Annotated in this window: 21 protein-coding genes and 1 other annotated feature; of the genes, 8 read left to right on the top strand and 13 right to left on the bottom strand. The window is 59.9% G+C overall.

Annotated elements, in window-relative coordinates:
- Positions 1-55 precede the first annotated feature (55 nt).
- A protein-coding gene (locus tag EI171_RS12730; protein ID WP_246740227.1) for an IS3 family transposase occupies positions 56-1,287 on the bottom strand; the annotation gives its coding sequence in 2 pieces (ribosomal slippage) (positions 56-996 and positions 996-1,287; 1,233 coding nt in all).
- Positions 887-1,003 (bottom strand) — a sequence feature (AL1L pseudoknot). (Overlaps the previous gene by 117 nt.)
- Positions 1,288-1,772: 485 nt before the next feature.
- Here EI171_RS12730 and groES point away from each other — a divergent pair.
- The 3 genes from groES (at position 1,773) to EI171_RS12715 (ending at position 4,714) form a co-directional block, all read left to right on the top strand.
- Positions 1,773-2,087, top strand: a complete 315-nt coding sequence (gene groES / locus EI171_RS12725) for a co-chaperone GroES (RefSeq protein WP_028174163.1) — start codon at positions 1,773-1,775, stop codon at positions 2,085-2,087.
- A gap of 71 nt (positions 2,088-2,158) precedes the next feature.
- Positions 2,159-3,811, top strand: coding sequence for a chaperonin GroEL (groL, locus tag EI171_RS12720; RefSeq protein WP_161533498.1), 1,653 nt, complete (start codon positions 2,159-2,161; stop codon positions 3,809-3,811).
- A 597-nt stretch (positions 3,812-4,408) separates the two neighbouring features.
- A complete protein-coding gene (locus EI171_RS12715) occupies positions 4,409-4,714 on the top strand; it encodes a hypothetical protein (RefSeq protein WP_133415035.1) in 306 nt (101 codons plus the stop codon).
- A gap of 166 nt (positions 4,715-4,880) precedes the next feature.
- Here EI171_RS12715 and EI171_RS12710 read toward each other — a convergent pair whose 3' ends face one another.
- From EI171_RS12710 to EI171_RS12675, 8 genes are all read right to left on the bottom strand, one after another.
- A complete protein-coding gene (locus EI171_RS12710) occupies positions 4,881-5,252 on the bottom strand; it encodes an Imm1 family immunity protein (protein WP_075969264.1) in 372 nt (123 codons plus the stop codon).
- 4 nt (positions 5,253-5,256) lie between these two features.
- Positions 5,257-6,867 carry an IS66 family transposase gene (locus EI171_RS12705; RefSeq protein WP_075969262.1) on the bottom strand — a complete coding sequence of 537 codons (1,611 nt, stop codon included), beginning with the start codon at positions 6,865-6,867 and terminating at the stop codon, positions 5,257-5,259.
- A 59-nt stretch (positions 6,868-6,926) separates the two neighbouring features.
- Positions 6,927-7,277: an IS66 family insertion sequence element accessory protein TnpB gene (gene tnpB / locus EI171_RS12700; protein WP_075969263.1), complete on the bottom strand. Its 351-nt coding sequence runs from the start codon at positions 7,275-7,277 to the stop codon at positions 6,927-6,929.
- A complete protein-coding gene (locus tag EI171_RS12695; protein ID WP_039187448.1) occupies positions 7,274-7,645 on the bottom strand; it encodes a transposase in 372 nt (123 codons plus the stop codon). Before EI171_RS12695 ends, tnpB begins: the two co-directional genes overlap by 4 nt.
- A gap of 215 nt (positions 7,646-7,860) precedes the next feature.
- Positions 7,861-9,093: an ABC transporter permease gene (locus EI171_RS12690; protein ID WP_161533497.1), complete on the bottom strand. Its 1,233-nt coding sequence runs from the start codon at positions 9,091-9,093 to the stop codon at positions 7,861-7,863.
- 24 nt (positions 9,094-9,117) lie between these two features.
- Positions 9,118-9,813: an ABC transporter ATP-binding protein gene (locus EI171_RS12685; RefSeq protein WP_011089719.1), complete on the bottom strand. Its 696-nt coding sequence runs from the start codon at positions 9,811-9,813 to the stop codon at positions 9,118-9,120.
- 26 nt (positions 9,814-9,839) lie between these two features.
- Positions 9,840-11,012: an efflux RND transporter periplasmic adaptor subunit gene (locus EI171_RS12680; protein ID WP_049832513.1), complete on the bottom strand. Its 1,173-nt coding sequence runs from the start codon at positions 11,010-11,012 to the stop codon at positions 9,840-9,842.
- A gap of 193 nt (positions 11,013-11,205) precedes the next feature.
- Complete coding sequence (locus EI171_RS12675; RefSeq protein WP_143279716.1) at positions 11,206-11,553, bottom strand: hypothetical protein; 348 nt, start codon at positions 11,551-11,553, stop codon at positions 11,206-11,208.
- An 862-nt stretch (positions 11,554-12,415) separates the two neighbouring features.
- Here EI171_RS12675 and EI171_RS12670 point away from each other — a divergent pair.
- From EI171_RS12670 to EI171_RS12660, 3 genes are all read left to right on the top strand, one after another.
- On the top strand, positions 12,416-13,615 hold the full coding sequence (locus tag EI171_RS12670; protein WP_011089721.1) for a serine hydrolase: 1,200 nt from the start codon (positions 12,416-12,418) through the stop codon (positions 13,613-13,615).
- A 142-nt stretch (positions 13,616-13,757) separates the two neighbouring features.
- On the top strand, positions 13,758-15,440 hold the full coding sequence (locus tag EI171_RS12665; RefSeq protein ID WP_161536990.1) for an NAD(P)/FAD-dependent oxidoreductase: 1,683 nt from the start codon (positions 13,758-13,760) through the stop codon (positions 15,438-15,440).
- Positions 15,441-16,166: 726 nt separating this feature from the next.
- A complete protein-coding gene (locus tag EI171_RS12660; protein ID WP_028174157.1) occupies positions 16,167-16,625 on the top strand; it encodes a hypothetical protein in 459 nt (152 codons plus the stop codon).
- A gap of 120 nt (positions 16,626-16,745) precedes the next feature.
- On the opposite strand, the gene EI171_RS12655 is transcribed toward EI171_RS12660, so the two are convergent.
- Positions 16,746-17,081 (bottom strand): hypothetical protein, encoded by a 336-nt coding sequence (locus tag EI171_RS12655; RefSeq protein ID WP_161533496.1) that lies wholly within the window; start codon positions 17,079-17,081, stop codon positions 16,746-16,748.
- A gap of 545 nt (positions 17,082-17,626) precedes the next feature.
- On the opposite strand from EI171_RS12655, the gene EI171_RS12650 reads away from it, so the two are divergent.
- Entirely contained in the window at positions 17,627-19,579 is a 1,953-nt protein-coding gene (locus tag EI171_RS12650; RefSeq protein WP_161533495.1) for an adenylate/guanylate cyclase domain-containing protein, read from the top strand.
- A 285-nt stretch (positions 19,580-19,864) separates the two neighbouring features.
- Here the strand turns inward: EI171_RS12650 and EI171_RS12645 are convergent, their stop codons facing one another.
- Positions 19,865-20,323, bottom strand: coding sequence for a cupin domain-containing protein (locus tag EI171_RS12645; protein WP_011089725.1), 459 nt, complete (start codon positions 20,321-20,323; stop codon positions 19,865-19,867).
- Positions 20,324-20,637: 314 nt separating this feature from the next.
- Positions 20,638-21,843, bottom strand: coding sequence for a sensor histidine kinase (locus tag EI171_RS12640; protein WP_011089726.1), 1,206 nt, complete (start codon positions 21,841-21,843; stop codon positions 20,638-20,640).
- A gap of 647 nt (positions 21,844-22,490) precedes the next feature.
- Here EI171_RS12640 and EI171_RS12635 point away from each other — a divergent pair.
- Positions 22,491-23,234: a Crp/Fnr family transcriptional regulator gene (locus EI171_RS12635; protein ID WP_161533494.1), complete on the top strand. Its 744-nt coding sequence runs from the start codon at positions 22,491-22,493 to the stop codon at positions 23,232-23,234.
- Between the two features lie 331 nt (positions 23,235-23,565).
- On the opposite strand, the gene EI171_RS12630 is transcribed toward EI171_RS12635, so the two are convergent.
- Positions 23,566-24,675 carry an IS630 family transposase gene (locus tag EI171_RS12630; RefSeq protein WP_161533493.1) on the bottom strand — a complete coding sequence of 370 codons (1,110 nt, stop codon included), beginning with the start codon at positions 24,673-24,675 and terminating at the stop codon, positions 23,566-23,568.
- Between the last annotated feature and the right edge of the window lie 878 nt (positions 24,676-25,553).

Below are 25,553 nucleotides of genomic sequence, written 5' to 3'. Positions count from 1 at the left end.
GAATCTAGAAAGAAAGTGAACCGCCCCGGGTTTGCCGGAGGCCATTTGGTTTAAGTTATGCCACCATGGCGGGTTGTTCCAGCATGGCGTAGTAGCGTTGTTCGGCTTCGGCCGGCGGGATGTTGCAGATGGGCTCCAGGAGCCGTCGGTTGTTGAACCAATCCACCCATTCTAGGGTCGCGAACTCGACGGCCTCGAAGCTGCGCCATGGCCCGCGCCGATGGATCACCTCAGCCTTGTAGAGACCGTTGATGGTTTCGGCGAGAGCGTTGTCATAGGAATCTCCGACGCTGCCGACAGAAGGCTCGACACCAGCTTCAGCCAGGCGCTCGGTGTACTTAATGGATACATATTGGCTGCCCCTGTCGCTGTGGTGCACGAGCCCGCCACGATGGACCGGCCGTCGATCATGCAGTGCCTGCTCCAGCGCATCGAGCACGAAGCCTGCATGCGCCGTGCGCGAGGCTCGCCAGCCCACGATCCTGCGGGCATAGGCGTCGATCACAAAGGCGACGTAGACAAAGCCGGTCCAGGTCGCGACATAGGTGAAGTCGGAGAGCCAGAGAACGTTCGGCCTTGGCGCCTTGAACTGGCGGTTGACGTGATCCAGCGGGCATGGCGCGGCCTTGTCGCTGATCGTAGTCTTGACGGATTTGCCGCGGATGACCCCTTGCAAACCCATGTCACGCATCAGTCGCGACACCGTGCAACGGGCAACATCGAAGCCTTCGCGCTTGAGCTGGCGCCAGACCTTGCGCACGCCGTAGACGGAGAAGTTTTGATCGAAGACGCGCCGCACCTCGATCTTCAGCGCGGCGTCCTGCCTGGCGCGCACCGACAGCTTGGCGGGATCGCGCCGCTTGGTCACATGGGCGTGGTAGGTCGAGGGGGCGATCGGCAAGACCTTGCAGATCGGCTCGACCCCATGCGCCCCACGATGATCGTCGATGAAGGCGATCATGGCTTGAACCGGCGGTCGAGCTCCGCCATCGCAAAATAGGCGCTTGCCTTGCGCAGGATCTCGTTGGCCTGCCGAAGCTCGCGGTTCTCCCGTTCGAGCGCCTTCAGCTTCTCGGCCGTGTCGGTCGGAACGCCGGCCCGCTGCCCGCTACCGACCTCGGCCTTCTTGACCCAGTCATGCAGCGTCTGCGGCGTGCAGCCGATCTTGGCCGCGATTGACGTAACTGCCGCCCAGCGCGACGGGTGCTCGCCGGCGTGATCCAGAACCATCCGAACCGCTCGGGTCCGGACCTCGGGTGAAAACTTGTTCGTCGTCTTGCTCGTCATGGCTCCATCCTCTCAGGAGTTGGAGCCTCCGGCAAACCCGGGGCGGTTCAAAGTTCCTCTTCCGCTGCATCCCAGGTGCTCTGGGTAGGCGAGAGGGACAAGATTTGCCGGCCTCTCCGCGTACCGCCGCGGGTCTAGACTGCCGTTGGACGCGGCATCATTGTACCCGAACAGGCTAATCCAGACGCGCGCAACCCTACCCGGCTAGCCATTTGGATGGCAAAGCCAAACAACAACCTGGGCAGACGGTACAAGCCCGCCTAAAGTTTCCTCAGCGGCTTCCTCCGACCAGCCCAGACTTGATTCCAGGGGCTCCTTTAGGTGGCTCTGAATGGGCCCTCCGCGGACCGGTGAGGACGACGGATTTTCGAAATCCTTCGCGGCTTTGTCTTGTTTGCCGACCAAGCCGGCTTATTTTCGGAGCGGTCAGCACTCGCTAGCTTCGACTGCTATTTCAAAAAGCGACTAGAAGATAGGAGGAGAGCATGAAATTCCGTCCGCTTCACGACCGGGTCGTGGTCAAGCGCATCGACGCGGAAGAGAAGACCGCTGGCGGCATCATCATTCCCGACACGGTCAAGGAGAAACCCTCCCAAGGTGAAGTCATCGCCGTTGGCCCCGGCGGTCGTGACGAAAGCGGCAAGCTGATCCCGATCGACGTCCGGGTCGGTGACCGCGTATTGTTCGGCAAGTGGTCCGGCACCGAAGTCAAGATCGACACCCAGGAGCTGTTGATCATGAAGGAGAGCGACATCATGGGCGTTCTCACCGACGTGTCTTCCAAGAAGAAGGCCGCCTAGTCCACCGCTCAAGCGCCTGTCGAGCGCCTCATCAAGGGTGAAACCAAGTCAAAAACTCAGGGAAACCCACTATGTCAGCAAAAGAAGTCAAATTCGGAGTCGATGCCCGCGACCGCATGCTGCGCGGTGTCGACATCCTCCACAATGCGGTAAAAGTGACGCTCGGACCGAAGGGCCGCAACGTCGTCCTCGACAAGTCGTTCGGCGCTCCCCGTATTACCAAGGATGGCGTCACCGTCGCCAAGGAGATCGAGCTCGAGGACAAGTTCGAGAACATGGGCGCCCAGATGGTGCGCGAAGTCGCCTCCAAGTCCGCAGACGCGGCTGGCGACGGCACCACCACCGCGACCGTGCTCGCCGCTGCGATCGTCCGTGAAGGCGCCAAGTCGGTTGCCGCCGGCATGAACCCGATGGATCTGAAGCGCGGTATCGACATGGCTGTGGAAGCCGTGGTCGCCGACCTCGTCAAAAACTCCAAGAAGGTCACCTCGAACGAGGAAATCGCCCAGGTCGGCACGATTTCAGCCAATGGCGATGCGGAGATCGGCAAGTTCATCTCCGACGCCATGAAAAAGGTCGGCAACGAGGGTGTCATCACCGTTGAGGAAGCCAAGTCGCTCGAGACCGAACTCGAAGTTGTCGAGGGCATGCAGTTCGACCGCGGCTATATCTCGCCCTACTTCGTCACCAACGCCGATAAGATGCGCGTTGAAATGGATGATGCCTACGTCCTGATTAATGAGAAAAAGCTATCTCAGTTGAATGAACTACTTCCCTTGTTGGAAGCCGTGGTGCAGAGCGGCAAGCCGCTTGTGATTATCGCCGAAGACGTCGAAGGCGAAGCGCTCGCCACCCTCGTCGTCAACCGTCTCCGCGGCGGCCTGAAGGTCGCGGCCGTCAAGGCTCCGGGCTTCGGCGATCGCCGCAAGGCCATGCTCCAGGACATCGCGATCCTAACCGGCGGCCAGGCGATCTCGGAAGACCTCGGCATCAAGCTCGAGAACGTCACGCTCAATATGCTCGGTCGCGCCAAGAAGGTGATGATCGACAAGGAGAACACCACGATCGTCAGCGGCGCCGGCAAGAAGGCCGACATCGAAGCGCGCGTGGCGCAAATCAAGGCGCAGATCGAGGAGACCACCTCGGACTACGACCGTGAGAAGCTGCAGGAGCGTCTTGCCAAGCTCGCGGGCGGCGTCGCGGTGATCCGCGTCGGCGGCGCGACTGAGGTCGAGGTGAAGGAGCGCAAGGATCGCGTGGACGATGCGATGCATGCGACCCGCGCGGCGGTTGAAGAAGGCATCCTGCCAGGCGGCGGCGTTGCGCTACTGCGTGCCTCCGAGCACCTCAAGGGCATTCGCACCAAAAATGACGACCAGAAGACCGGGATCGAGATCGTGCGCAAGGCGTTGTCCTACCCGGCCCGCCAGATCGCAATCAACGCGGGCGAGGACGGCTCGGTCATCGTCGGCAAGATCCTCGAAAAGGATCAGTACTCGTACGGCTACGACTCGCAGACCGGCGAATACGGCAACCTGGTCTCCAAGGGTATCATCGATCCGACTAAGGTGGTTCGAGTGGCGATCCAGAACGCGGCGTCCGTCGCAGCGCTCCTGATCACCACCGAAGCTATGGTGGCGGAAGTGCCGAAGAAGAACACCGGTGCGGGCGGCATGCCTCCGGGCGGCGGCGGCATGGGTGGCATGGGGGGTATGGACTTCTAAATCCGACATTCAGAGCTCAACAATAAGGCTCGGCAGCGACGCCGAGCCTTTGCTGATTTCCTAGCGGTCAGCCGCGGTCCAACACTTGCGCACCGTATTGCGCGAGCGCGTCGAAGCCTGCGCCGCCGACGAGTTCGAGGGGGAAACCGCCCGGAATCATCCTGAGGAGCCTCCATTCCCGAAAACAGCGACCGACGCTCGCCGCCCAAAATAAAGAGATTGCCAATCATACCAGGACGATGCGCCTCGCGAAGAGTCCAATCGCGGCGATCGTGCACGGGCAGCTTCTCAGCTCTGTGAACCGGTGCGACCGGCCCCGATCCGCTATCTTTTCCCAACCACGTCGCCGTAAGTTCGCTCTTGGACAGACTGCCTCAACGGGTCCGTCTCAAACTAACGATGTTTCATATCTGGCGATTGCCAAGCGGCGCGCCCCGGCAGCCCTTTAGGGTTGAAGGCCACGGGGTATTTTCGCATTTAGGTTGCGATATTTTCCCGGTCCGATGCGACAGGATTCCTTGCGTTGTTGGGACACACAAAGCCAGCTAGTATTCTTCAATTGATTTGCTGAATGCCGTTTCCAGTCGGAGTATTTCCATGGCTAGGCGAGCAGTATCCCGTGATGATTTTAAAGGCTTGTTCGCGCTCTTTGCATTCGCGGCGCAACACAACGAAAACCACCACGGTGCGTCTCGGCTGCTCCACCTGTTCATGTCCAGCCGATATATTCCTGATGACCTTCTCGATCTATGGTCAGAGTGCGCCGAGGCAACTGGTCCTGAAACTATAGGCGAACAACTCTGCCTGCGCGCTCACGCGGTGGCTGACGGCAGTTCGAGCTACGACCATGCCAGCGCATTTCTGCACGCGTTGCTCAAAGCGCTCGATCAAACACAGCACTGAGCCTTCGTCGACCACTTGCTGACCCTGCGCCTTATCGCTCCGAACGACTACACCGTTCACGACGACGGCAGCCGCGTTCGGCCGCATCCGAGATGATCAGTCTGCTTAGCCCCTAGAAGCAGACCAGGTACAGAGTATCCATCCGGCCAAGACCGCGGCAGATCTGTTACGCGATTTGCCACGCGACGTGATCGTATCGTGCTCCGTCATTGACGAAGAAGTACGCAATCGCTTTGTAGCATTCTTCTAGATCTATGCACCAGGATAGGGGATGCTCGTCGACCTGCCCGTTGGAGAGTGTGTAAGCGCAGGTTCCCTGATGGTCTGGGTTACCCTTTGTCACGACGCCGCTATCACCATTGAACCGCAGATACATAAGCCAAGCGTGGCTACCATTGCGCAGCATGGCTAAGGACTGACCGTTCGGTACCGATATCCAGAGTTCGAACTGCGGTTGCTTGTCGATGCGATCCAGAGCAAGGCTCAGATGCTCGACAGTGGCAATCGACAAGTCAGTTCCGTTAAACGTGATCTTCATCTGATCAGGCAGCGGCGACAAGGGTTCTGGGTTTTGACCAATTCCACGGCAGCAGCTCGTCGAGCCTCGACGCCGGATGATCATTGATCCGCAGCAGCACGTCCGTCAACCAGGCCGGCGGATCGAGATCGTTGAGCTTGGCGGTCTGGATCAGGGTGTAGATGGCGGCGGCACGGCGGCCGCCATCGTCGGAGCCGGCGAAGGTCCAGTTCTTGCGGCCGACGGCCACGGCGCGTAGCTCGCGTTCGGCCGCGTTGTTGGTCATGCACAGCCGGCCATCGTCGATGAAGCGCGTGAACACCTCCCAGCGCTTGAGGCTGTAGTCGATCGCCTTGGCGGTCTCGCTCTTGCCGGAGAGCTTGGCGCGGCGCTCGTGCAGGAAGGTATGAAGCTCATCGACCAGCGGGCGGCTGCGCGCATGGCGCGCGGCTTTGCGCTCGTGGGCCGGCAGACCGTTGATGTCGCGCTCGATCGCAAACAGGGCGTCGATCTTCGCGATCGCTTCGATCGCGATCGGCGCCTTCTTCAGCCGTGCGATCTCGAAGAACTTGCGCCGTGCATGCGCCCAGCAGCCGACCTCGATGATCGGGCCCGGCTTCCGCGATGGATCGTAGAGCCTGTTGAAGCCGGCATAGGCGTCCGCCTGCATCGGTCCGGCATAGGTCGCAAGATGCGCCTCTGGATGGGTGCCGGAGCGGTCGGGCGAGTAGAAGAACACGGCGGCCGGCGGCGCGTGCCCGGCGAAGGGCCGATCGTCGCGCACATAGGTCCAGACGCGCCCCGTGCGCGTCTTGCCCTTGGCCAGAACCGGCACCGTGGTGTCGTCGGCATGGATGCGCTCGGCAGCGAGGACATGCGCCTTGATCGCATCGACCAGCGGCATCAATGTCGCCGCCGCCGCGCCGACCCAGTCGGCCAGCGTGGAGACGTCCAGGATCACACCTTCATGCGCATACGTCGTGCTCTGCCGGTTGAGGGGCAGGTGCAATCCGTATTTGGCGAATAGGATGTGCGCGAGCAGACGCGGTCCAGCGCGCCCGCGCGAGATCGGATGGAACGGCGCCGGCGGCTGGCTGATCGCCTCGCAGGCGCGGCAGGAGAACTTCTCACGGACGTGCTGGATCACCTTCCACTGCCGCGGCACGAGCTCCAGCGTCTCGGTCACGTCCTCGCCGATCTTGCGCAACCTGTCGCCGCCGCAACACGGGCAATGGGCCGGCGCGGGATGAACGACGCGCTCCCGCGGCAGGTCCTCGGGCAGCGGCCGCCGCGCCGGACGCCGCCGCTCGAATGGCTGCACGTCTATCTTCGCGGCCTTGGCCCGTTCGGCTGCCAGCTGCGCATCGGCTTCGGCCTCCGATGCATCCTCCTCGAGGTCGGCGAGTTCTAGCTCGAGCTGATCGAGCACCGAGGCTCGTTCGGAGGATTGGCCGTGCTGTTCGTGCTTGAGCTTGGCGATCGTGAACTTCATCTGCTCGATCAGCAGCGTGCGGGCGCGGACCTCGGCTTCGAGATTGCGTGCCTTGGCTTCCGCCGCAAGCTGGGCCGCCTGGCCGGCGAGCACCAGCGCCTTCAGCGTCGCGACATCATCAGGGAGCGAATCGGCTGTGATCATCGCAGAAGATGGAATCACAGCTCCGCCCGGTACGCATCAGTGCCGTTACGTTCGAGCGCTCAACCAACAGCTTCCGGGCGCCACGTCCGCTGCGGATGCCGCCAGTCGATGCCTTCGAGCAGATAGCCGAGCTGGGCCGGCGTGATCGTCACGGCTCCGTCCACAGCCTGTGGCCAGATGAAGCGGCCGCGCTCCAGCCGCTTGGCGAACAGGCACATGCCCTGGCCGTCGTGCCACAGCACCTTGATCAGCCCGCCGCTGCGGCCGCGGAACACGAACAGATGGCCGCCATGCGGATCGCGCTTCAAGGTCTCCTGGACCAGCAGCGCCAGGCCGTCGAAGCCCTTGCGCATGTCGGTATGGCCGCTCGCCAGCCAGACCTGTGTGCCGGAGGGGATCGGGATCGTCATCGCGAACCCGCCCGGAGCGCCGTGATCACCGCCGTCACCGTCGCGGCATCCGCCGCGCCGCTGATCCGGATCTTGGTCTCAGTCCCGATCTCGACTTCGATCAGCCCCTGAGGCGGAGCTGCCGCTGCGTGAAGATCGGGATCGGCTGCAATCGTCACAGCGGCGAAGCCGGGCACGGCAGTCTCCTCGCCGCACAGCTGCTGGCGCCAGCGGAACACCTGGCTGGAATGCACACCAAACGCGCGCGCCACGCCCAGGATCGTCGCACCCGGCTGCAACGCTGCAGCGACGATGCGCTCCTTGTCAGCCCGCGACCAATGCCGCCGTCGCCGCTCCGACGTGATCACTTCCACTTCCGCTTTGGCCATAGGACTAGCTCCAGGACTAGTCCTATGGCTTCGCGAAGCCTCACTGCCGACGCAAGGTGGCCGTCACCGGGGGCTTACGGTACAGACGGCCCAGTACGGACGCGAAGAGCCACTCCAGACGTCATTGGCATGGCGCAGACCTGATCATCGCCATGTATTGTGCGCGAGCCGAGAGTGGTGCGCCACGGACGTTTAGCTGCGTCGAGCGTTACCGCTTACACGGACCTTAGTAGCGCCGCCGGATCCAAACGCGCCGCCCGCTGAGCGGGTAGCAGACCGAAGATAATGCCGATGAGACTGGAGCAGGCGATCGCGATCAGCGCCATCCGTTCGTTGAATTCAGTTGGCCAACCTAGCGCGGCGGGAACAACGCGCGCGCATGCGTAGCCAACGGCCAGTCCCAACAGGCCGCCGATCGTGCATAGGAGCACCGCTTCGAACAGAAACTGTCGACGGATGTCCTGCGGTCGGGCGCCGAATGCCAGTCGAATGCCTATTTCATTAATCCGTTCGGTCACCGACACGAGCATGATGTTCATCACCCCAATGCCGCCGACTAGCAATGAGATTCCTGCAAGCGTGGACACCAGCAACGTGAACTGGCGATAGGCTCGGTCACGCATCTGGGCGACCTGAATGAGGTTCTGAATTCGAAAATCGTCGGCCTTGCGCCCGACGATCTTGTGACGTTGCCGCAGGACGCGCGCAATCGCGGTTTCTGCCGCGGGCATTGACTGAGCGGATTCGGTTTTCACCAAAATCGAATGCACGGCATCGGGATTGGCCTGACTGCGTCCAATGGCGAAGATTCTCGCCGACGACAGCGGAATGAACATGACGTCATCCTGATCTCGCCCCGTGAAATCCTGCCCCTTCTCGGCAAGCGTTCCGATCACGAGATAGGACGAGCGTTCAATACGGACAAAACGGCCAAGTGGATCACTGTCCCGGAACAGCTCACGCGCCACGGTACGACCAATGACGGCTATTTTTGCGGCCGATGCGACTTGGTCATCGTTGAAAAGCTGACCTTCCGCAAGCCTCCACCCGCGCGCTTCAAAAAAAACGGGCGTCACACCGGCAACAAGTGTCGACCAGTTCAGGTCTCCTGATATCGTCGTCTTCTGCTCGCCGACGAACGGTGCCGCGATAACAACATCGGGCACTTCGCGGGCGACAGCGATTGCATCGCCCGTCGTGAGCGAAAGGATGGTGCCCGCCTGCTGTCGTACGCCCTGCGCGACTTGCGCGCCAGGTTGCACGAGCAGCAGATTCGATCCAAGCGAGGTGATCTGTCTCGAAACCTCGGCACGGGCTCCCTCCGCCACCGCGACCACGATCAGGACGGCCGCAATGCCGATGACAATGCCGGTCACTGCGAGAATGGAGCGCAGTATGTGCACACGCACAGACCGAAACGCGAGATAGATATAACTGAATGATCGCATTGAACTCTCACGCCGGTCAAACGCTCATGAGGTAGCATCACATCCCTGGTCGCCGACAATTGCGCCGTCCCGTAGCTTGATCCTTCGCCACGCATACGCCGCGACCTCAGGATCATGGGTTACAAGCACGACCGTGAGGCCGGCGCGCTGCAATTCGCCAAGAAGCGCTAGAATGGACGAGCGCGTGCTGGTGTCCAGTGCGCCAGTCGGTTCGTCGGCCAGGAGAAGGTCGGGACCGTTGACGATCGCCCGCGCGACGGCAACACGTTGCTGCTCACCTCCAGAAAGCTGGGCAGGCACATGGTGCATTCGCCCGCCCAGCCCCACCTGCTCGAGCGCAGCGCGTGCCCTCGCGATCGGATTCCGCAGCGGCTCGCGCCGATAGAATAGCGGCAAGCCGACATTCTCGAGCGCGGTCAGCCGGGGTAGCAAGTTGAAGTTTTGAAAGATGAACCCGATGCGCCGGTTTCGCAGTTCGCTCAAGCGTCCCTTCGACTGCACGAATATATCTTCGCCATCAAAAAAATAGCGGCCGCGTGAGGGATGATCAAGGCAGCCGAGGATCGAAAGCAACGTCGATTTTCCAGATCCCGATGGGCCCATGACCGCAACGAACTCTCCGCGATCAATTTTCAGGCTTACGTCGGACAATGCGCGAACCTTTTGGTCACCGAACCGGTGTTGCTTGTGGATATGGTCGAGGGTGACGAGCGATCGCATGCGCTAACCGGCCAAGCGGCTCCAATCTAACGTTTGCTCCGATAACCGACGGCAACCTGTTCGCCCATTTTGAGATCTGGCGACCGGATCTCAGTGAGCGAATCTCCGGTAGCGCCCAGTGACACGGTGGCGGCAGCCAAATGACCCGATTTCGTGCGGACCCAGATCACGCCCTGACCGGGTGCAGGGTTGTTTCCGCCGTCTCGGGTCGGACGAAAACTCAGCGCGGCGTTGGGAACCACCATCGCGTCTTGATGCTCCTGAACCAGGATGCGGACGTCGGCCGTCATTCCCGGAAGCAGAAAAGCGTCTGGATTGGGCGCCGAAATCATCACGGTGTAGGTCACGACGTTTTGCACCATCCGCGCAGCCTTCCGAATCTCGCGCACGCGCCCCTCGAATACGCGGCCCGGATACGAATCCACGCCGAAGAAAACGCGCTGCCCGGTTCGCACCGCGCCGATATCAGCCTCGCTGACGAATGCATTTACGCGCATGTCCGAAAGATCACGCGCGATGGTGAAGATCGTCGGCGCCTGCAGGCTCGCAGCCAGCGTCTGGCCAAGCTCGACGCTGCGCCGAATCACGACCCCGTCGATCGGTGACTTGATGGTGCTTCTTTCGAGGTCAAGTCGAGCCCGTTCCAGAGAAGCGCGCGCAGCCATTACCCCGGCCGCGCGTATCTGCTCGCGCGCCTTGGCCGCGGACAATTCCGCGGCGAACGCCCGAGCCGTCATCTGTGCTCGCTCGGCGTCGCGCTGGGAAACACTGCCGTTCTTGCTGAGCGCAGCCTTGATCTGAAGCTCCCGCAAAGCGTCATCGTGGCGTGCCTGTGCGCCCTCGATGGCTGCCTTGGCCTCTTCCTGTTGTGCCAACGCGACCGCGAGCGCAGCCTCCGTTTCCTTGAGCAAGACTTCAAAGGTCGCGCTGTCAAGCGCCGCAAGCGGCTCGCCGGCGCGTACGCGGGAATTGTGGTCAGCCATGAGTTTGGCGACCTGACCCGACAGCTGTGAGCTGACCTCGACGGTGTCGACGGCTTCGAGCGTTCCGGCAGCAGTGACGTTCTGAACAACGTTATCGCGCGTGATGCTGACGTAGCGCAGATTGTCATGATTATCCCCAATTGCGGAGACCGGGCTATCCGGTGCCCACAACGGATACGCAACAGCAATCGCAACGCCTCCCAGTGTTGCGCGCATCAGAAGTTTTCGATGTAAACTCAGTTGATTATCCGTGCGAATGATAGCCTCGCCGCATTAGCTCTTGCGGTGCTCCATGCTGAACGTGGCCCCCCTTCTTGGCAACGCCGCAGGCGCGGCGCGTTCAGACCAGAAGACCTGATGGTGAACGCGCCGCTTTTGGCGCGATCCGAAACGATCGCAGTCGGCTGGATTAGGGCACCGAAGGGCTGCCGGTGGGCACAGTCTTCGTCCCGGTCAGTGCGGGCGGAGGTGTCTTAAGAATCTTCACCCCGGTCGTCGTATCCGTTGCCGGGACGGTATGGTCCTCGCCCTGAAATACGCTGCCTTGACCTGGGACTTCGTCACCCGGCCGACCTGGATTGTTGATTCCGTTCAGGAATGGTTGGCTCGTCGTAGTCGACAGTCCGCCCGCAGCCACGGCGGTGAACAGGTGGTCTGCTGCATAGCTTGGGCAGGCGCCTGCAAGCAGGGATACGCCTGCTGCTAGGATCGTGAGTTTCCTCATCATCAACTCCTCTTCTGAGGTGAGCTGCGCCAACGCGCGGCGAGCTCGTCACCTGCGCTGTTAGCCAAGTTTGAATGCAGTGGATCTCCTGCGGTTCCTATATCTCGCGGAATAGCGCTCAATGTCCGATGACGAATGAGTTAGTTTCTGACAAGGACGTCAGAATCGTCGAGATGAGTGGACGATCCTTCGAAATTGCGGTGACAGTGCCGGACTGCACCCCCTTAAGTAAGACACGGCAATTGCAGTGACAGTGCGGTTGCTCGCCATGCCGGTCTTTGCAGTCTTGCCTTCAAGTCGCCTACCATAGAGCGCGGCATACCGTTCTCACCTGACGTTGAATCAGCGAGGCTCAGGCGGCACCGCACCAACGCGACTGATCCTTTTGAGAGTTGTCTGAGATGGGTCAGAATGCGAAGAACTCAACCTAAGAAAATCTAGTCCGCCGTGCCTCACTGAGCGGACCTTAACGAGGTGCGCCGCTACTTCGCTGATGGGCCACGAGCGTAACGTCGCCGCGCAGCTCGATTAAAATCTCATGTTGGCCTGATGTGCCGGGATGAAAGTGTCAAGAGTCAGCATCGTTGACATGCTCGGTAAAAAAGGTCTGCGCTTTCTATGCCAAACGGAAATGCGTAGCCGCGTGCAAGAATTCGCTCTAATCTTGCCAACGCTCGGTCGAAATCCCTGACCTCGAGCCAGATCATGACCGACACGCTCATCACTATTGCTGCTACGGCTACGGCGCGACTTTGGTCCGCGCAGGCGGTGTTGGGGCAATCAGACTGGAGCGCGACTTCCACACGTACAACAGTCGAGATTGTCCGCTGGGACCACCCGCAGCCTGTCGAGGAGAAACAGGATCAATTTGGCAAACTTCAACGGAGGAGCCGCGATGGGTAGCAACTTGAAAAGCGCATGTGACGGAGTTTTGCAAAGCGTCGTCACGGGCAAAGACCGTGTTCCCGGCGTGGTCGCGATGATCACCGATCGGTCGGCCAACATCTACGAGGGCGTCGCCGGCGAGCGTATGCTTGGCAGCGGTCAGCCAATGACGGCCGATACCGTCTTTGCCATCTTCTCGACCACGAAAGCCATCACAGGCACAGCCATCTTGCAATGCGTCGAGGAAGGCAAGCTCGACCTGGATGCCCCGGCGAAGAGCTATGTTCCCGAGATCGGTAAGCTCGAAGTGCTCGAAGGATTCGATGCCGGCGGAAAGCCGAAGCTGCGGACGCCGAAACGCGACATCACCACCCGAATGCTGATGCTGCATACGGCTGGCCTCGGCTACGACTTCTTTAACGCCAGCTATTTCCGCCTGGCCCAGGAGCAGGGCCAGCCGAGCGTCGTCACCTGCTCGAAGGCGTCGCTGATGACACCACTGCTGTTCGATCCCGGTGACAAATGGGAATACGGCAGCAACCTTGACTGGTGTGGCCAGATCGTCGAGAGCATCCGCGGCAAGCGCCTCGGCGAAGTCATGAAGGAGCGGATTTTTGCGCCGCTTGGGATGGAGGACATCGTCTTCTCGCTGACCCCTTCGATGCGGTCGCGCCTTGCCGTCATCCACCAGCGCGGAGCCGACGGGTCGCTGACCCCGCTTCCCGATATGCAGCTGCCGCCTGACCCGGAAGTCCACATGGGTGGCCACGGGCTCTACGCCTCGATCGGCGAGTACATGAAGTTCATCCGCATGTGGCTGAACGATGGGGCGGGGCCAAATGGCCGCGTGCTCAAGCAGGAGACGGTCGCCGCCGCCGTCCGCAACGGCCTCAGGGAGGGCCAGACCGTGGTCATGCTGCCTGGCGTGATTGCGACACTGTCGAACAATGCCGAGTTCTTCCCGGGTCTGAAGAAGTCCTGGTGCTACACCTTCATGCTCAACGACGAGGACGCGCCGACAGGAAGGCCGGCCGGGTCGCTCGGTTGGGCCGGCCTCGCTAACACCTTCTACTGGATCGACCGCAAGAACGGGTTCGGTGGCTATTGGGCGACGCAGATCCTTCCCTTCGGAGATCCGACTTCGTTTGTCGGCTACATGAACTTCGAGACGGCGGCCTATCAGAGCGGCGAGGTGCGCGTGGCCGCGTAAGGGCGGCCGACCTAGCCTTCGATCACGGACGATGCCAGTCTGACCTTTTGCCGGACCGGCGTCGCAACGACCCAACCGAAACGACGGCGCACAGAGAGGCTGCTCTGTGCCGACAACGAGCGCTCACAACGGGAGGAACATCATGACTGCGCAAGGTAGTTCGCCAGGAGCAAGCGCGAAGACCCACTTCGATGCCGTCATCATTGGTGCAGGCTTCTCCGGCATGTACATGCTGCATTCGCTGCGCGACAAGCTCGACCTCAACGTCACCGTGTTTGAGGCCGGCGACGGGGTTGGCGGCACCTGGTACTGGAATCGCTATCCCGGCGCGCGCTGCGATTCCGACAGCTACATCTATTGCTACACGTTCGACAAGAACCTGCTGCAGGAGTGGAACTGGTCCGAGCGCTATCCGGAGCAGGATGAAATTCTGCGCTATCTCGAGCATTGCGCCGAGCGCTTTGACTTGAAGCCTGACATCCAATTCGGCAAACGCGTTGTCGAGGTCATCTTTGACGACAACAGCGAGCTTTGGACAGTGCGCACCGACAAGGGCGACTCAGTCACAACCCGCTTTGTCATCACCGCAGTCGGCGCTTTGTCGACCGCCAATATGCCGCCGTTCAAAGGTTTGGGGTCGTTCAAGGGCAAATGCTACCACACCAGCCAATGGCCGTATGACGGCGTCGACTTCACCGCCAAGCGGGTCGGAGTCATTGGCACCGGCGCGACCGCGGTGCAGGCAATCCCGGAGATTGCGCAGCAGGCCAAGCACCTCACGGTGTTCCAACGTACGCCCGCCTTCTGCGTGCCAGCGCGCAACGGCCGCGTCGACCCCGAGGTCACCAGGGCGCGCAAGGCCGATTACGATGGGATCCGCCAGCGCATCAAAGGTTCGTTCTTTGGGTTCGAACTCAACTTCCTGCCAAAGGGGGTCCTCGATACCACTCCCGAGGAGCGTGAGCAGGAGTTCGACAGGATGTGGGACGCCGGCGGCTTCGCATTCTGGCTGGCCAACTACCAGGATATGTTCTTCTCCAAGGAAGCGAACGATATCATCGCCGACTACCTCAAGCGCAAGATCCGCTCGATCGTCAATGATCCGGTGGCTGCTGAAAAGCTGACGCCCAAGACCTATCCCTACGGCACCAAACGGCAGCCCCTGGACACCAATTACTTCGAAACCTTTAACAAGAAGAACGTGCTGCTGGTGGATGCGGCCACCGATGGCTCGATCGAGGAAATCACGCCGAATGGCGTTCGCGCGGGCGGCAAGGAGTATCCGCTCGATATCATCGTCATCGCCACCGGCTTCGACGCGTTGACCGGCCCGCTGAAGGCACTTGGCATCAAGGGCCGCGGCGGCAGGATGCTGGCGCAGGAATGGGAGGCTGGCCCGCAGACTTATCTTGGCGTGGCCATAGCGGGCTATCCGAACCTGTTCACGATCACCGGCCCGCAAAGCCCCTCGGTGCTGTCGAATATGCCGGTGTCAATTGAGCAGCACGTCGAGTGGATTACGGAATGCATCGCCCACATGCGTAGGAACAAGCTTACGACGATCGAAGCGACGCCGGAGGCGCAGGACGCGTGGGGTGCTCACGTCGCAGAGGTCGTGAACGCAACTCTGATGACTAGCGCCAATTCCTGGTACATGGGGGCCAACATTGACGGCAAGGCGCACCGCTTCTTGCCGTATCTCGGCCCGGAAGGCGTCGGCGGCTATCGCAGGAAGTGCGCCGAGGTCGCCGAAAAGGACTACGAGGGCTTCGCGTTCTCGAGCCACGGTCAGGGTTGGACCGCGCACCCGATCGCGGCCGAATAAGCCTGACAGCTCTTGATCGGGAGTGGCGTCCAGTGTCGTCACTCCCGGCATTGCGGTCGTTGAAGCGCCCGATTTCTGGGACGCATCTCAGGTACCGTGCGAAGAAGCTTACGGCTTCGCGCGCCGTTACCGTCGACTATGCCGTTCGATCACTTCATCGGCGGCCGCAAAGGTATGGCACCGTAAGACCAAGCACCCTTGCTGTGTTCAGGTTGAATACGAGTTCGAACGCCGTATGTCGCAGCACCGGTATATCCGCCGGCCTCGCGCCATTCGGAGCGGCCAACATAGACTCCCGACTTTCGATATATGTCCGCGAGGTTGGAGCCGCAGCTCGCTAAGCCGCCTGAGGCAGGAAACTCGCGCGACTGATAGATCGGCGGGCAGGAAAATTTCGGCCATCCTGGTGACGTTCCGACGTTCCTGTCGAGACAGGAATTACGGATTATTGCCGATCAAATGCCTTTGAAGCCCGGAATGTCGCGTTTGGGTCATGAGCGCCGTTCGAAGGGGCGGCCGGTTGTTTCCGGTCTACCTCCATGAGCCGACCACCCGGGACGCTGCCTAAACTTCGCATTCGGGCCAGAAGCGGTCATCATCGCACATCAATCAAAGTGAGGGCTCGCAGTGTCAGGCAGCCAAAGATGAATGTGCTTTCTTCCCGAATTGGATAGCCTGAGCTATGCCTGGGAAATTGGCCAATTGCCATCTCTCGGGAGACCACGAATGAAGTGGATAGTCACTGCCACCATTGCGCTTACTGCTTCGGTAGTGTTCGCAGCCGCGCAGCCAGCAAAAGAGCCCTACCAACCGGGCCTTGGCGAATTCATGACAGCTACGCAGCTTCGCCACGCCAAGCTATGGTTTGCTGGCGAACAAAATAACTGGGACCTCGCTGCTTATGAGATCGACGAGATCAAGGAAGGCTTAGAGGACGCCGCAAGGCTTTTTCCAACATATGAAGGCATCCCTGTCGCTGAGATGATCAAGACCATCATCGATCCACGGATAGAGGAGCTTGAAAAGGCCATTAGAGCAAAGAGCAGCACCAAATTTACGGCCGCCTTCGACGAGCTTACCAGCGGCTGCAATAGCTGCCACGCGGGAGCCAGCAAGCCGTTTATACGCATTCAGCGTCCAATCGCGTCTCCACTGACCAACCAGAATTTTGCGCCAGAAAAATAATGGGAGTTGCGCGCATCGACCACATGACTTCCGAATAGGGTCACGAGCATCGTTTGGCAGTTGGGCCGGCCGTTTCATGTTTGCCCCCTTAAGCAGACAACGTGGGGGATGCTAGGACAGCTAGCCGTAGAAGCTTCGCTCTTCGGTCACGGAGAACATGATGCGCATTAGCAACTGACCGGCGAAAATGATGATCGCGCTCACGACAATGAGCAGCGAAATATACGTGGAAGAGCCAATTGGAGCCACGGCAGGAACCAGGTAGGGAGCCAAGTACAGAGCAGCGAGGCTTGCACCGCGAAGGAAGAAATAGACCGGCTTCCTAAGCCTCTCTCGCGAACTCATCCAATCACAAAGGAAAAATAGGCAGCCGTAGATAAAAATCGATGACAGGTATGCCGCCGAAGCTAAGTTCAGGCCCCACGACAATAGCAGGAACAACGACTGCCTGTTCACGAAAAAAAGATCCCAGCACCCGCGAAGAAAAGAACGACGCGATGGACTTTATCAACGGCGGCCACACTCGGTCTCCTTGGGAGAACAAGCCACGACAGATAAGCTGGTAGCAGCAAGTAGAGCTAAGAAGGCTTTGCAGCGAGGGATCATGCTAAATTCGGTTTCTGACCGGCGACGTCAACATCACACGTTTTGGTAGTGCCGTATTATTGCGTCAACCCATGCCGCAGCAAATACTCAATTTTCCATGAACAGAGGAAGTCCAATTCAGGGTCAACAGGCGCCGTCCTGACCGCCGCCGGTCACGTCCGGTCTGGCGCGACAACCGGACGATTTCAAAGCCAGCCCGGGCTTCGCGTTCGGGCCATTCGACGACATAGCGTCGCGTCTTCGAGAATGTTCGGATAAGCCGGAGCGGACATCGGTCAACGCGGCTGACGTGTCGACTAGATGGCGATGACCGATATCCACTTCTAGGTAGGCATCCCGCGTTTGGCACAGCCGTGTGATCCGTCGTACAAATGTGCCGGGTTGGATTGCGGGCCATGGTGCAAGAGCGACCAGTCCGGGTCGAGCGCAGGTTATCGGCGATTTTGGCCGCCGACGTGGCTGGCTATTCGCGGCTCATGCACAATGACGAAGAGGCTACCCACGCCAAGCTAAGCGCGCTGCTAACGGAAGCTGTCCAGCCGGCAATCGCTGAACACGGTGGCCACATCGTGAAGAACACCGGGGACGGGTTCTTGGCCGAGTTTCCGAGCGCGGTCGAGGCGGTTCGAGCCGCGATGCAGTTCCAGACCAGCATTCATGAACTTACAATCGGTGATGTGGAAGACAGGCGCATTGCTTTCCGTGTGGGCATCAATATCGGCGACGTAATTGTTGAACCTCATGACATTTTTGGGGACGGCGTCAATATTGCGGCGCGGCTTGAGGGCGTCGCAGAGCCCGGCGGCATCTGCATCTCGTCTTCTGCCTACGATCAAGTCCAAGGCAAGGTCGGGGTTGAGTTCGGCGATCTGGGCGAGCAGAACCTCAAAAACATTGCCCGTCCGGTCCGGGTCTATCGAATGCGGCCATGCAATGCAGCAACACGCCCACAGGCCTCGTTGCTGCACCGTGACACGCCGCAGATTGGTTGGTTTCCAAACATGTTTGGTGGCTTTCCGATCCGCCTGTGGCCGGCGCTTCGTGCGCGGCGCGCTCGGATGGCTCTAGTGATTGCCTTGCTGTTTCTTCTGAGCGGCGGCGTAGCTTATTGGTATATGCATCAAGGCGAGCCGCAGCCGTTGAACCATCGCCTGTCGATTGTCGTGCTGCCATTCACGAATCTAAGCAATGCATCCGAGCAGGAATACTTTGCTGAAGGTATTACTGACGACCTGAGTGCCGATCTTTCACGGATCGAGGATAGCTTTGTGATCGCGCCCAGCACAGCCCGCGCCTACAAGAATGTTGACCCGAAGCGCGTTGGCCGCGAACTCGGCGTACGCTACATCCTTGACGGCAGCCTGCGCAGAACGGACTCACTGGTCCGGATCAATGCCAGGCTGATTGATGCCCGGACTGGCGCCGAGATCTGGTCGGAGCGCGTCGACGGTGACTGGTCCAAATCGATGCAGCTTCAGGATATCATCACCGGTCGACTGGCGCGGCGGCTTGATCTTGAACTGACAAACCAGGAAAGCCGCGACGCGGAGGTTATGCGGCCAAACAACCCTGACGCGGTCGATCTCACGATGCGGGGGTGGGCTGTGCTCAACCAACCCTATTCGCGCGAGCAGTTGTCGCAGTCGCGAGCCCTTTTCGAACGTGCGCTCCAAATCGATCCAGGCTTCCCGAAGGCGTTGGTGGGCCTGGCTGAGACTCTGGCAATGGAGGTCAACTATCGTTGGACAGATGCGCCGGCAGATCAGCTACGGCGTGCTGAGAGCGCCGTAGGCCAGGTCTTGTCAAAGTTTCCCAGTGATGCGATGGCACATTTTGTGAGGGGAGAGATCCAGCGGGCCAGCGGTAGGAATGTTGAGGCCGCGGTCGGCGAGTACGAAGCGGCAATCGCGATCAACCCCAGCCTGGCCCCGGCCCATGGCGCGCTCGGCGCCGCCAAGATCCGCGTCGGCCGTTCCGCGGAGGCATTTGCGCCGCTCCAAATGGCCATCCAGCTCAGCCCCCGTGATCCGCTGCTAAGCACGTGGTACTTCTACATCGGCCATGCACACTCCCATCTCGGGCAGTATGAGGGGGCGATTGATTGGTGCGGCCGCTCCATCGCGGTGCAGCCTCTTTGGATTGCCTACGCAGATCTCGCCGCCGCCCACGCACTAACGGGACATGAGCGTGAAGCTTACGCTGCAGTTGCCGAGCTTCGTCGGATCAGGCCGAGCTACACCGTCACCGAGTGGTTGCAGGATGGCAAGGGATGGTCCGACAACGCCGTCTTCCTTGCCGAGTTTCAGCGCATTGCCGATGGTTTGCGCAAAGCGGGTCTGCCGGAGTGAGAGGTTGGAGAGAGCCTAGCAAAGAGCCGCGTTGATTCTCGCGCTCGCCGTGTGTCGGATATCAGCTCCGTCCGCTCTCGTCACAGCACGAGTCCGAGATGGGTCAAAATGCGAAGAACTCAGAGTGAGCAAAGTCAGTCCGCTCTACCCCACCAAGCGGACCTCAATGAAACGTGTCGCCACTTCGCTCATGGGCCAGCAACGGCCTCGTGCGCGGCACCAACTCGTAGCGATCACCTCGTCGGGCTATAACAAATCTGCCAGCTTTAGGCTGGGCGCCGACAGCTATTTCTTGCGCGGATCGTCAGCCGGGTTGACGTAGTCAATACCTCCCGGGCCGGTGAACTGAACTTGGAGAACCGCCTCTTCGTTGCCGGTCCATGCGTAATGCGCGTGTTTTGCCGGATACACCCACAATGCGCCCGGTTTCAACAGTTCGCCTTTCTTCTCGAACTTTTCACCTTGGCTCGTTCCGATAGTACCACTGATTATCGTTACGACCTCGGAATAAGGATGAGTGTGCGGGGGCATTTGGAAGTTGGCGGGAAACTTGATGCGTAAGACGACGGTGTCTCCGGCCTTTGTCTGGTCGCCTACCAGAGCGGCGAGTTGAACGCCCTTCGGAAATGCTGGGTTATCCTTCCAGATCAGTGCGTCAGGCGTAACCTGGATGTGCTTGTCTTGCGCTATCCCAGAGCTTGCAAACGCGATCAAAGCGGCGGCGGCAAAGAGCTGCTTTTTCATGCTGCTACTCCCTGCAAATGGACAATGGGGGAATGAGAGCATATCAAATCAGGCTACTCTGCAGGAACAGATTTTCTGACCTGTTGTTGCGGACGGCCGGCCACTATCATCGGATGTCGCCTTCGGGTCATAAGCGCCCTTCGGAGGGGCGGCCTGTTGCTTCCGGTTTACCCCCATGAGCCGACGGCCGGGGACGCTGCTTAGACTTCGCATTCGGGCCAACAGGAGACTCACGCACGGCAGCAATGACTGGCGTTATTCGATCACCTCGTCGGCACGAGCGAGCAAGGTCGGCGGAATCGTTATGGCCCCCTTCAGATCACCTTCTTACGAAGAATAGGTAAGTTTACCAAAAACCGCGCTCCTTTCGTCGCGCCAGTAACAACGGCTATATGTCCCTGAAGCTGGCCAACCAGGCCTTTGACGACCTTAAACCCCAAACTGGTGCGCGGTTGATCGATGTCAAAGCCATCCGGCAGGCCGATGCCTTGGTCGGAAACTTCGAGGCGAAGTTGTCCCTCTATCTCGCGGGCAGAGATTTCGATCGCGCCTTTGCCTTCCGGGTAAGCATACTTCACCGCGTTGGTAACGAGCTCGTTGACCAACAATCCTAGCGGAATTGCGTGATCCGCAGAAAGCAACATTGAATCTGCATGGCAGTGCAAGGAAAGCCCCTCGGTTGCCCCCTTCAATTTTTTGCAAAGCTCGGTCATAAAATCTTCCAGGTCGACAAAGCCGATTTGCGAACCACGCCATAGGTGATCATGCACTTGGGCGATGGTTTCCACGCGCGCACTCGCATCGTCTAACGCATTCCTGACTTCTTCGGATTGTGCACTCCGTGCTTGCACGCGAAGGAGGCCGACAACCGAAGTCAGGCTGTTCTTGACACGATGGCTCATTTCCCGTGTCAGCAATTCCTGATGCTCGAGGGCCTTCTGAAGCTTGGCGTCGGCCTGCTGGCGTTCGATGGCGATGCCAAGCAGGCTGGCGAAGCCCGCAAGGAAGTGTGCGTCCGCCTCGTCGAACTCGCCAGGGTCGGTACTATCGACTTCCAGCACGCCGAAGGACTGATTGCCCTCTGCCCCCCGTTCTATCAGCACGTTGATTGCCCGCCTGATACCATGATCCGCTAGGAGCTGAGGCGTACGGAAACGCGTCTCCGCTTCTAGATGGTTTGATATGACGCTCTTTCCAGTCTGGTATGCATACCCTGCTGGCGACCCGGTATCCGTGCTAAGCGAAACGATATTGATGGTCCCGGGCGCCCAACCGACGCCGGCGCGAACCATAAGGCGTTTTTCATCTGGAAGAAATTCTAAGACCTTAGCGAAGCGAACTCTCAGACCCTGTGCGCATAATTCCGTTGCGCGTTGCAGTATTAGCGTGAAGTCGCGGGTCAGCATCGCTATGCGGCCGAAATCCCCAAGTAAGGATTGTTGCTCCAATCGATATGAAAGTTCGTCTCGACTTGGCGGTGTTGCGGAAAGCAATTGTTCCCGCCCGACGTCGGAAGTCATCGAAATCTACCCTTCGAGCCCGTTAACCCCGCCATGGGAAGACTAGCACGTTACTGGCGTTTGAATGCGACCAATGTCCGCAGTGGGTCAAGATGCGAAATACTCTACGCGAGCAGATGTTTTCCGCTTCGCCTCTAAACTCAGACGTTGCTCGATGCGCTCGGCACTTCGCATTCGGTGCCACTTTCGGACCAAACGACCGCCTCGTCGGCATGCGCGGGGGAATGCCGCGCATCGTCTGTCTCGGCGGGGCGTGCTGGCGGAATTCCAAGACGCCAGCTTCCAGTAGCTTGTGCGCATCATCGTGCAGAACGCGACGATCGCGGTCCGGGGCATAGTTCGCGCACACTCTTCCGACATCGCCGCGGCGTTTGCCGCGCCCCGGAAATTGGAACTCCCTATGATGTTACCCATACGCATTTTGCAATTGTGCCGCGTAGCGCTGGAATCTAAGTCCTCAATGATCCGGCGAGACAAAAATTCGCCTCGCGATCGCGTGTGTTTGGAGTTCAATTTTTGACATTGAGAGCTTCCGCAGCTGAATTGGATTTCGGGGGGCGAAGCATAGGCGGATTCAAACAAAGTTCGAGGTTGCCGCCCTATGCCGCTCGAAATGCGATGCGGCGGATGGTTCGCGGCGGGCTACAGTGACGCTTTCCAGCGGGATCGGTAACCGACTTTTGGCAGGACTACCGGCGGCGGATCTCGATCTGCTGGCACCCGACCTAGAGATGGTCGCGCTCGATCGGGACTCGGTCGTCTCGCGGGCGGGTGACCAGACCGAGCACGTCCTCTTCCCCCATAGTGGCGCCATTTCTGTGATGATCGACATGGCGAACGGGCAGACGGTCGCCAGCGCCGCAATAGGGCGCGAGGGAGCAGTAGGCACTCTTTCCGTGCTCGGGCCGTCTCCTGCGGCCGTTACCGCCATCGTTCGTGCCGCGGGCACCGCCTCGCGGATCCCCGCATCGCGATTCCACGCCGCTTTCAGCCGGAGCCCCGCGATCCGTCACGCAGTCCAGATTCACTTCAAGGCGATGCTGATACAGCTACAAATCGGCGGGGCCTGCAATGCGCTGCATTCGGTCCAAGCCCGCATGGCGCGCTGGCTGCTCCATCTTCGCGACCGCGTCGACCACGACGTCCTCCCGCTCACCCAGGAGGCGCTTTCGCAAATACTAGGTGTGCGACGAACGACGGTGACGCTCCTGATGCGGAATCTGCGCGTTTCCGGAGCGATCATATCTGAACGGCGAGGCGAAATCGAGATCGACCCTTCGCGGCTCGCAGCGGTGGCGTGCGAATGCCGCGACACCATGCGTCTCGAAATCGAGGGGATCTTCTCTATGAATGCAACCCAATCTCGCGTTTTGGTTCTGCCGACGCAGTAATTGAAACGGGCGATGTAGCCGCTTCGGCGCGGCCGGTGAAGTCGGCGAAGACGGGGCTGGATAGCGGATTCTTCGGGCCCATCAGGCCGCCGCCCCATGCCTTGACCGGGACCTCCCACCTAATGTCCGTTGCGGGTCACGAGCCGTGCGGTGAGCAAATCAAGTCGGCTCTGCCTTCGATAGGGGACCTCAGCAAGACCTCCTACATTTGTCGAGACGGGCCAACAGGGGAAACAGCGCGGCTTGACCGTTCACTGAACAAGCACGTCCTCATGGCGTCCGGCGGCGGCCAAGCCTGGAATGCCTCAGCGACAAGACTAGTCACCTGAATCTAAAGTTCGCCACATAATGTCTGCTGGGCTTTGTGGCAGAAGCGTTTGACGGACGCCAAAATCTGGTCTGCGGACTTGGTCCATTTGAAGGGCTTCGGGTGTCTGTTGTGCAAATCGATGAAGGTACGGATGTCGGCCTCGAGTTGCCTGACGGAGGTGTGAACACCTCGCTGGATCTGCTTTCTGGTGAGCTCAGCGAACCAGCGCTCGACCTGGTTGATCCATGACGCGGAAGTCGGCGTGAAATGGACATGATAGTGCGGCCGGCGGGCGAGCCACGCTTTGATCTTGGGTGTTTTGTGAGTGGCGTAGTTGTCCATGACGATATGGACATCGATCCCTTCAGGGACTTGAGCGTCGATCTCTTTGAGGAACTTCAAGAACTCGATTGCCCGGTGGCGTTTGTAACATTTGCCGATGACGAATCCCGAGGCGACATCGAGCGCGGCAAACAGCGAGGTCGTACCATGCCGCACATAGCTGTGCGTGCGCCGTTCCGGTACGCCCGGCATCATCGGAAGGACCGGCTGCTCGCGATCCAGGGCCTGGATCTGGCTTTTCTCATCGACACTGAGGACAAGGGCTCGGTTCGGTGGGGACAGGTAAAGGCCGACGATGTCGCGTACCTTGTCGACGAACAGCGGATCGCTCGATAGCTTGAATGTCTGGCTACGGTGCGGCTGCAAGCCGAACGCCGCCCACATTCGGCGGATCGTGGTGTGGGAAAAGCCGGTTTCCGCAGCCATCGAGCGGATCGACCAATGCGTGGCATCGGCTGGCGTCGTCCGCAACGTCCGCTCGATCACCTCAGCAACCTGATCGTCGTTGATGGTTCGAGGGCGGCCAGGGCGTGCCTCGTCAAGCAGGCCATCACAGCGGTCCTTCAAAAATCGGCGACGCCACTTGCCAATGGTGTGTTCGTGCAGGCCGAGTTCGGCAGCCACAGACTTGCTTGGCAATCCATCCGCGCATCGCAGGATCGCGCGGCATCGCTCAGATAGCGATCGGGCAACGCGATGACGACGAACTTGCCTCTCCAAGTACGCCCGCTCCTGCGGACTAAGCACCAACGGCGCGATCGGCCGGCCTCGCTCACCTGCATTAGCCACGAGCTCTCTCCTCTGTAGAGATTCGAGCTATCAACTAATGTGACGAACTTGCGTTCCAGATGACTAGCGGAAAAGCCGCCGCCGGGTTGAGAGCGGCGACGGCTTCTTCTTTACGCGCTCAGACGGCCGCGACTACCCGCCGCGTCGCATGAAGGAAACGGTTAGCGGGCGCTGCGACGCCATCAATTGGATGACGCTCCTGTTTGCGCAATTCATCGACTAGACGTTCAAGGTAGGGCGGCAGAGGCGAGGCTTCGCGAGATAAGTTCTGTTGCAATCTGTCACCCACCTCGTCACAGATCGAGCGGGCAGTCTTATGATCGATGTGGTCCGATATTCGATTGGTCGGTTCCATATCGCGACCTTTCGATTAGGCCCCACGATTAACTTAAGTTTCAGGGATGCGAAAATGTTTCGTGCACCTTCGAAGAATGCCGATGGTTCCATTTAATGGAACGAAGACACTGTGACCGATCGCCATCGTCAGCGCTGATGCCTGCAACCCGCCGAGTTAGTGAAACTCTTGGGGCGAACGCTTGGAGGAAGTCCGATGACGTTGAGAGGAGTGCCGGCCGTCACGATAATCGTGCTGCTCGGGCTTGGAGTTCAGGCCAAAGCGCAGGGGCCGTGCGCCGAAGTGTTGCGATTGCGTAACGCTGCTAGTGAGGCTTGGAAGCATGCGATGAGTGCACCGGCATCGCAGCGCTGCGGAGCCTTGGCCCAAGTTTCTGTGGCCACGGAGGCGACGCTCAACTACGCGGACAATAACCGCCAGTCATGCAACATCTCTGATCGATTGCTGAACGAGGTGGATGGGTATCATCGGCAAGCGGTGCAGGCTCGCGCCCGTCCCATCGATCGAAACGGCGCCCCGTGGG

The sequence above is a fragment of the Bradyrhizobium sp. LCT2 genome, from assembly GCF_009931255.1.
GTDB classification, from domain to species: domain Bacteria; phylum Pseudomonadota; class Alphaproteobacteria; order Rhizobiales; family Xanthobacteraceae; genus Bradyrhizobium; species Bradyrhizobium diazoefficiens.
This window is presented reverse-complemented; position numbering and strand designations above follow the sequence as displayed.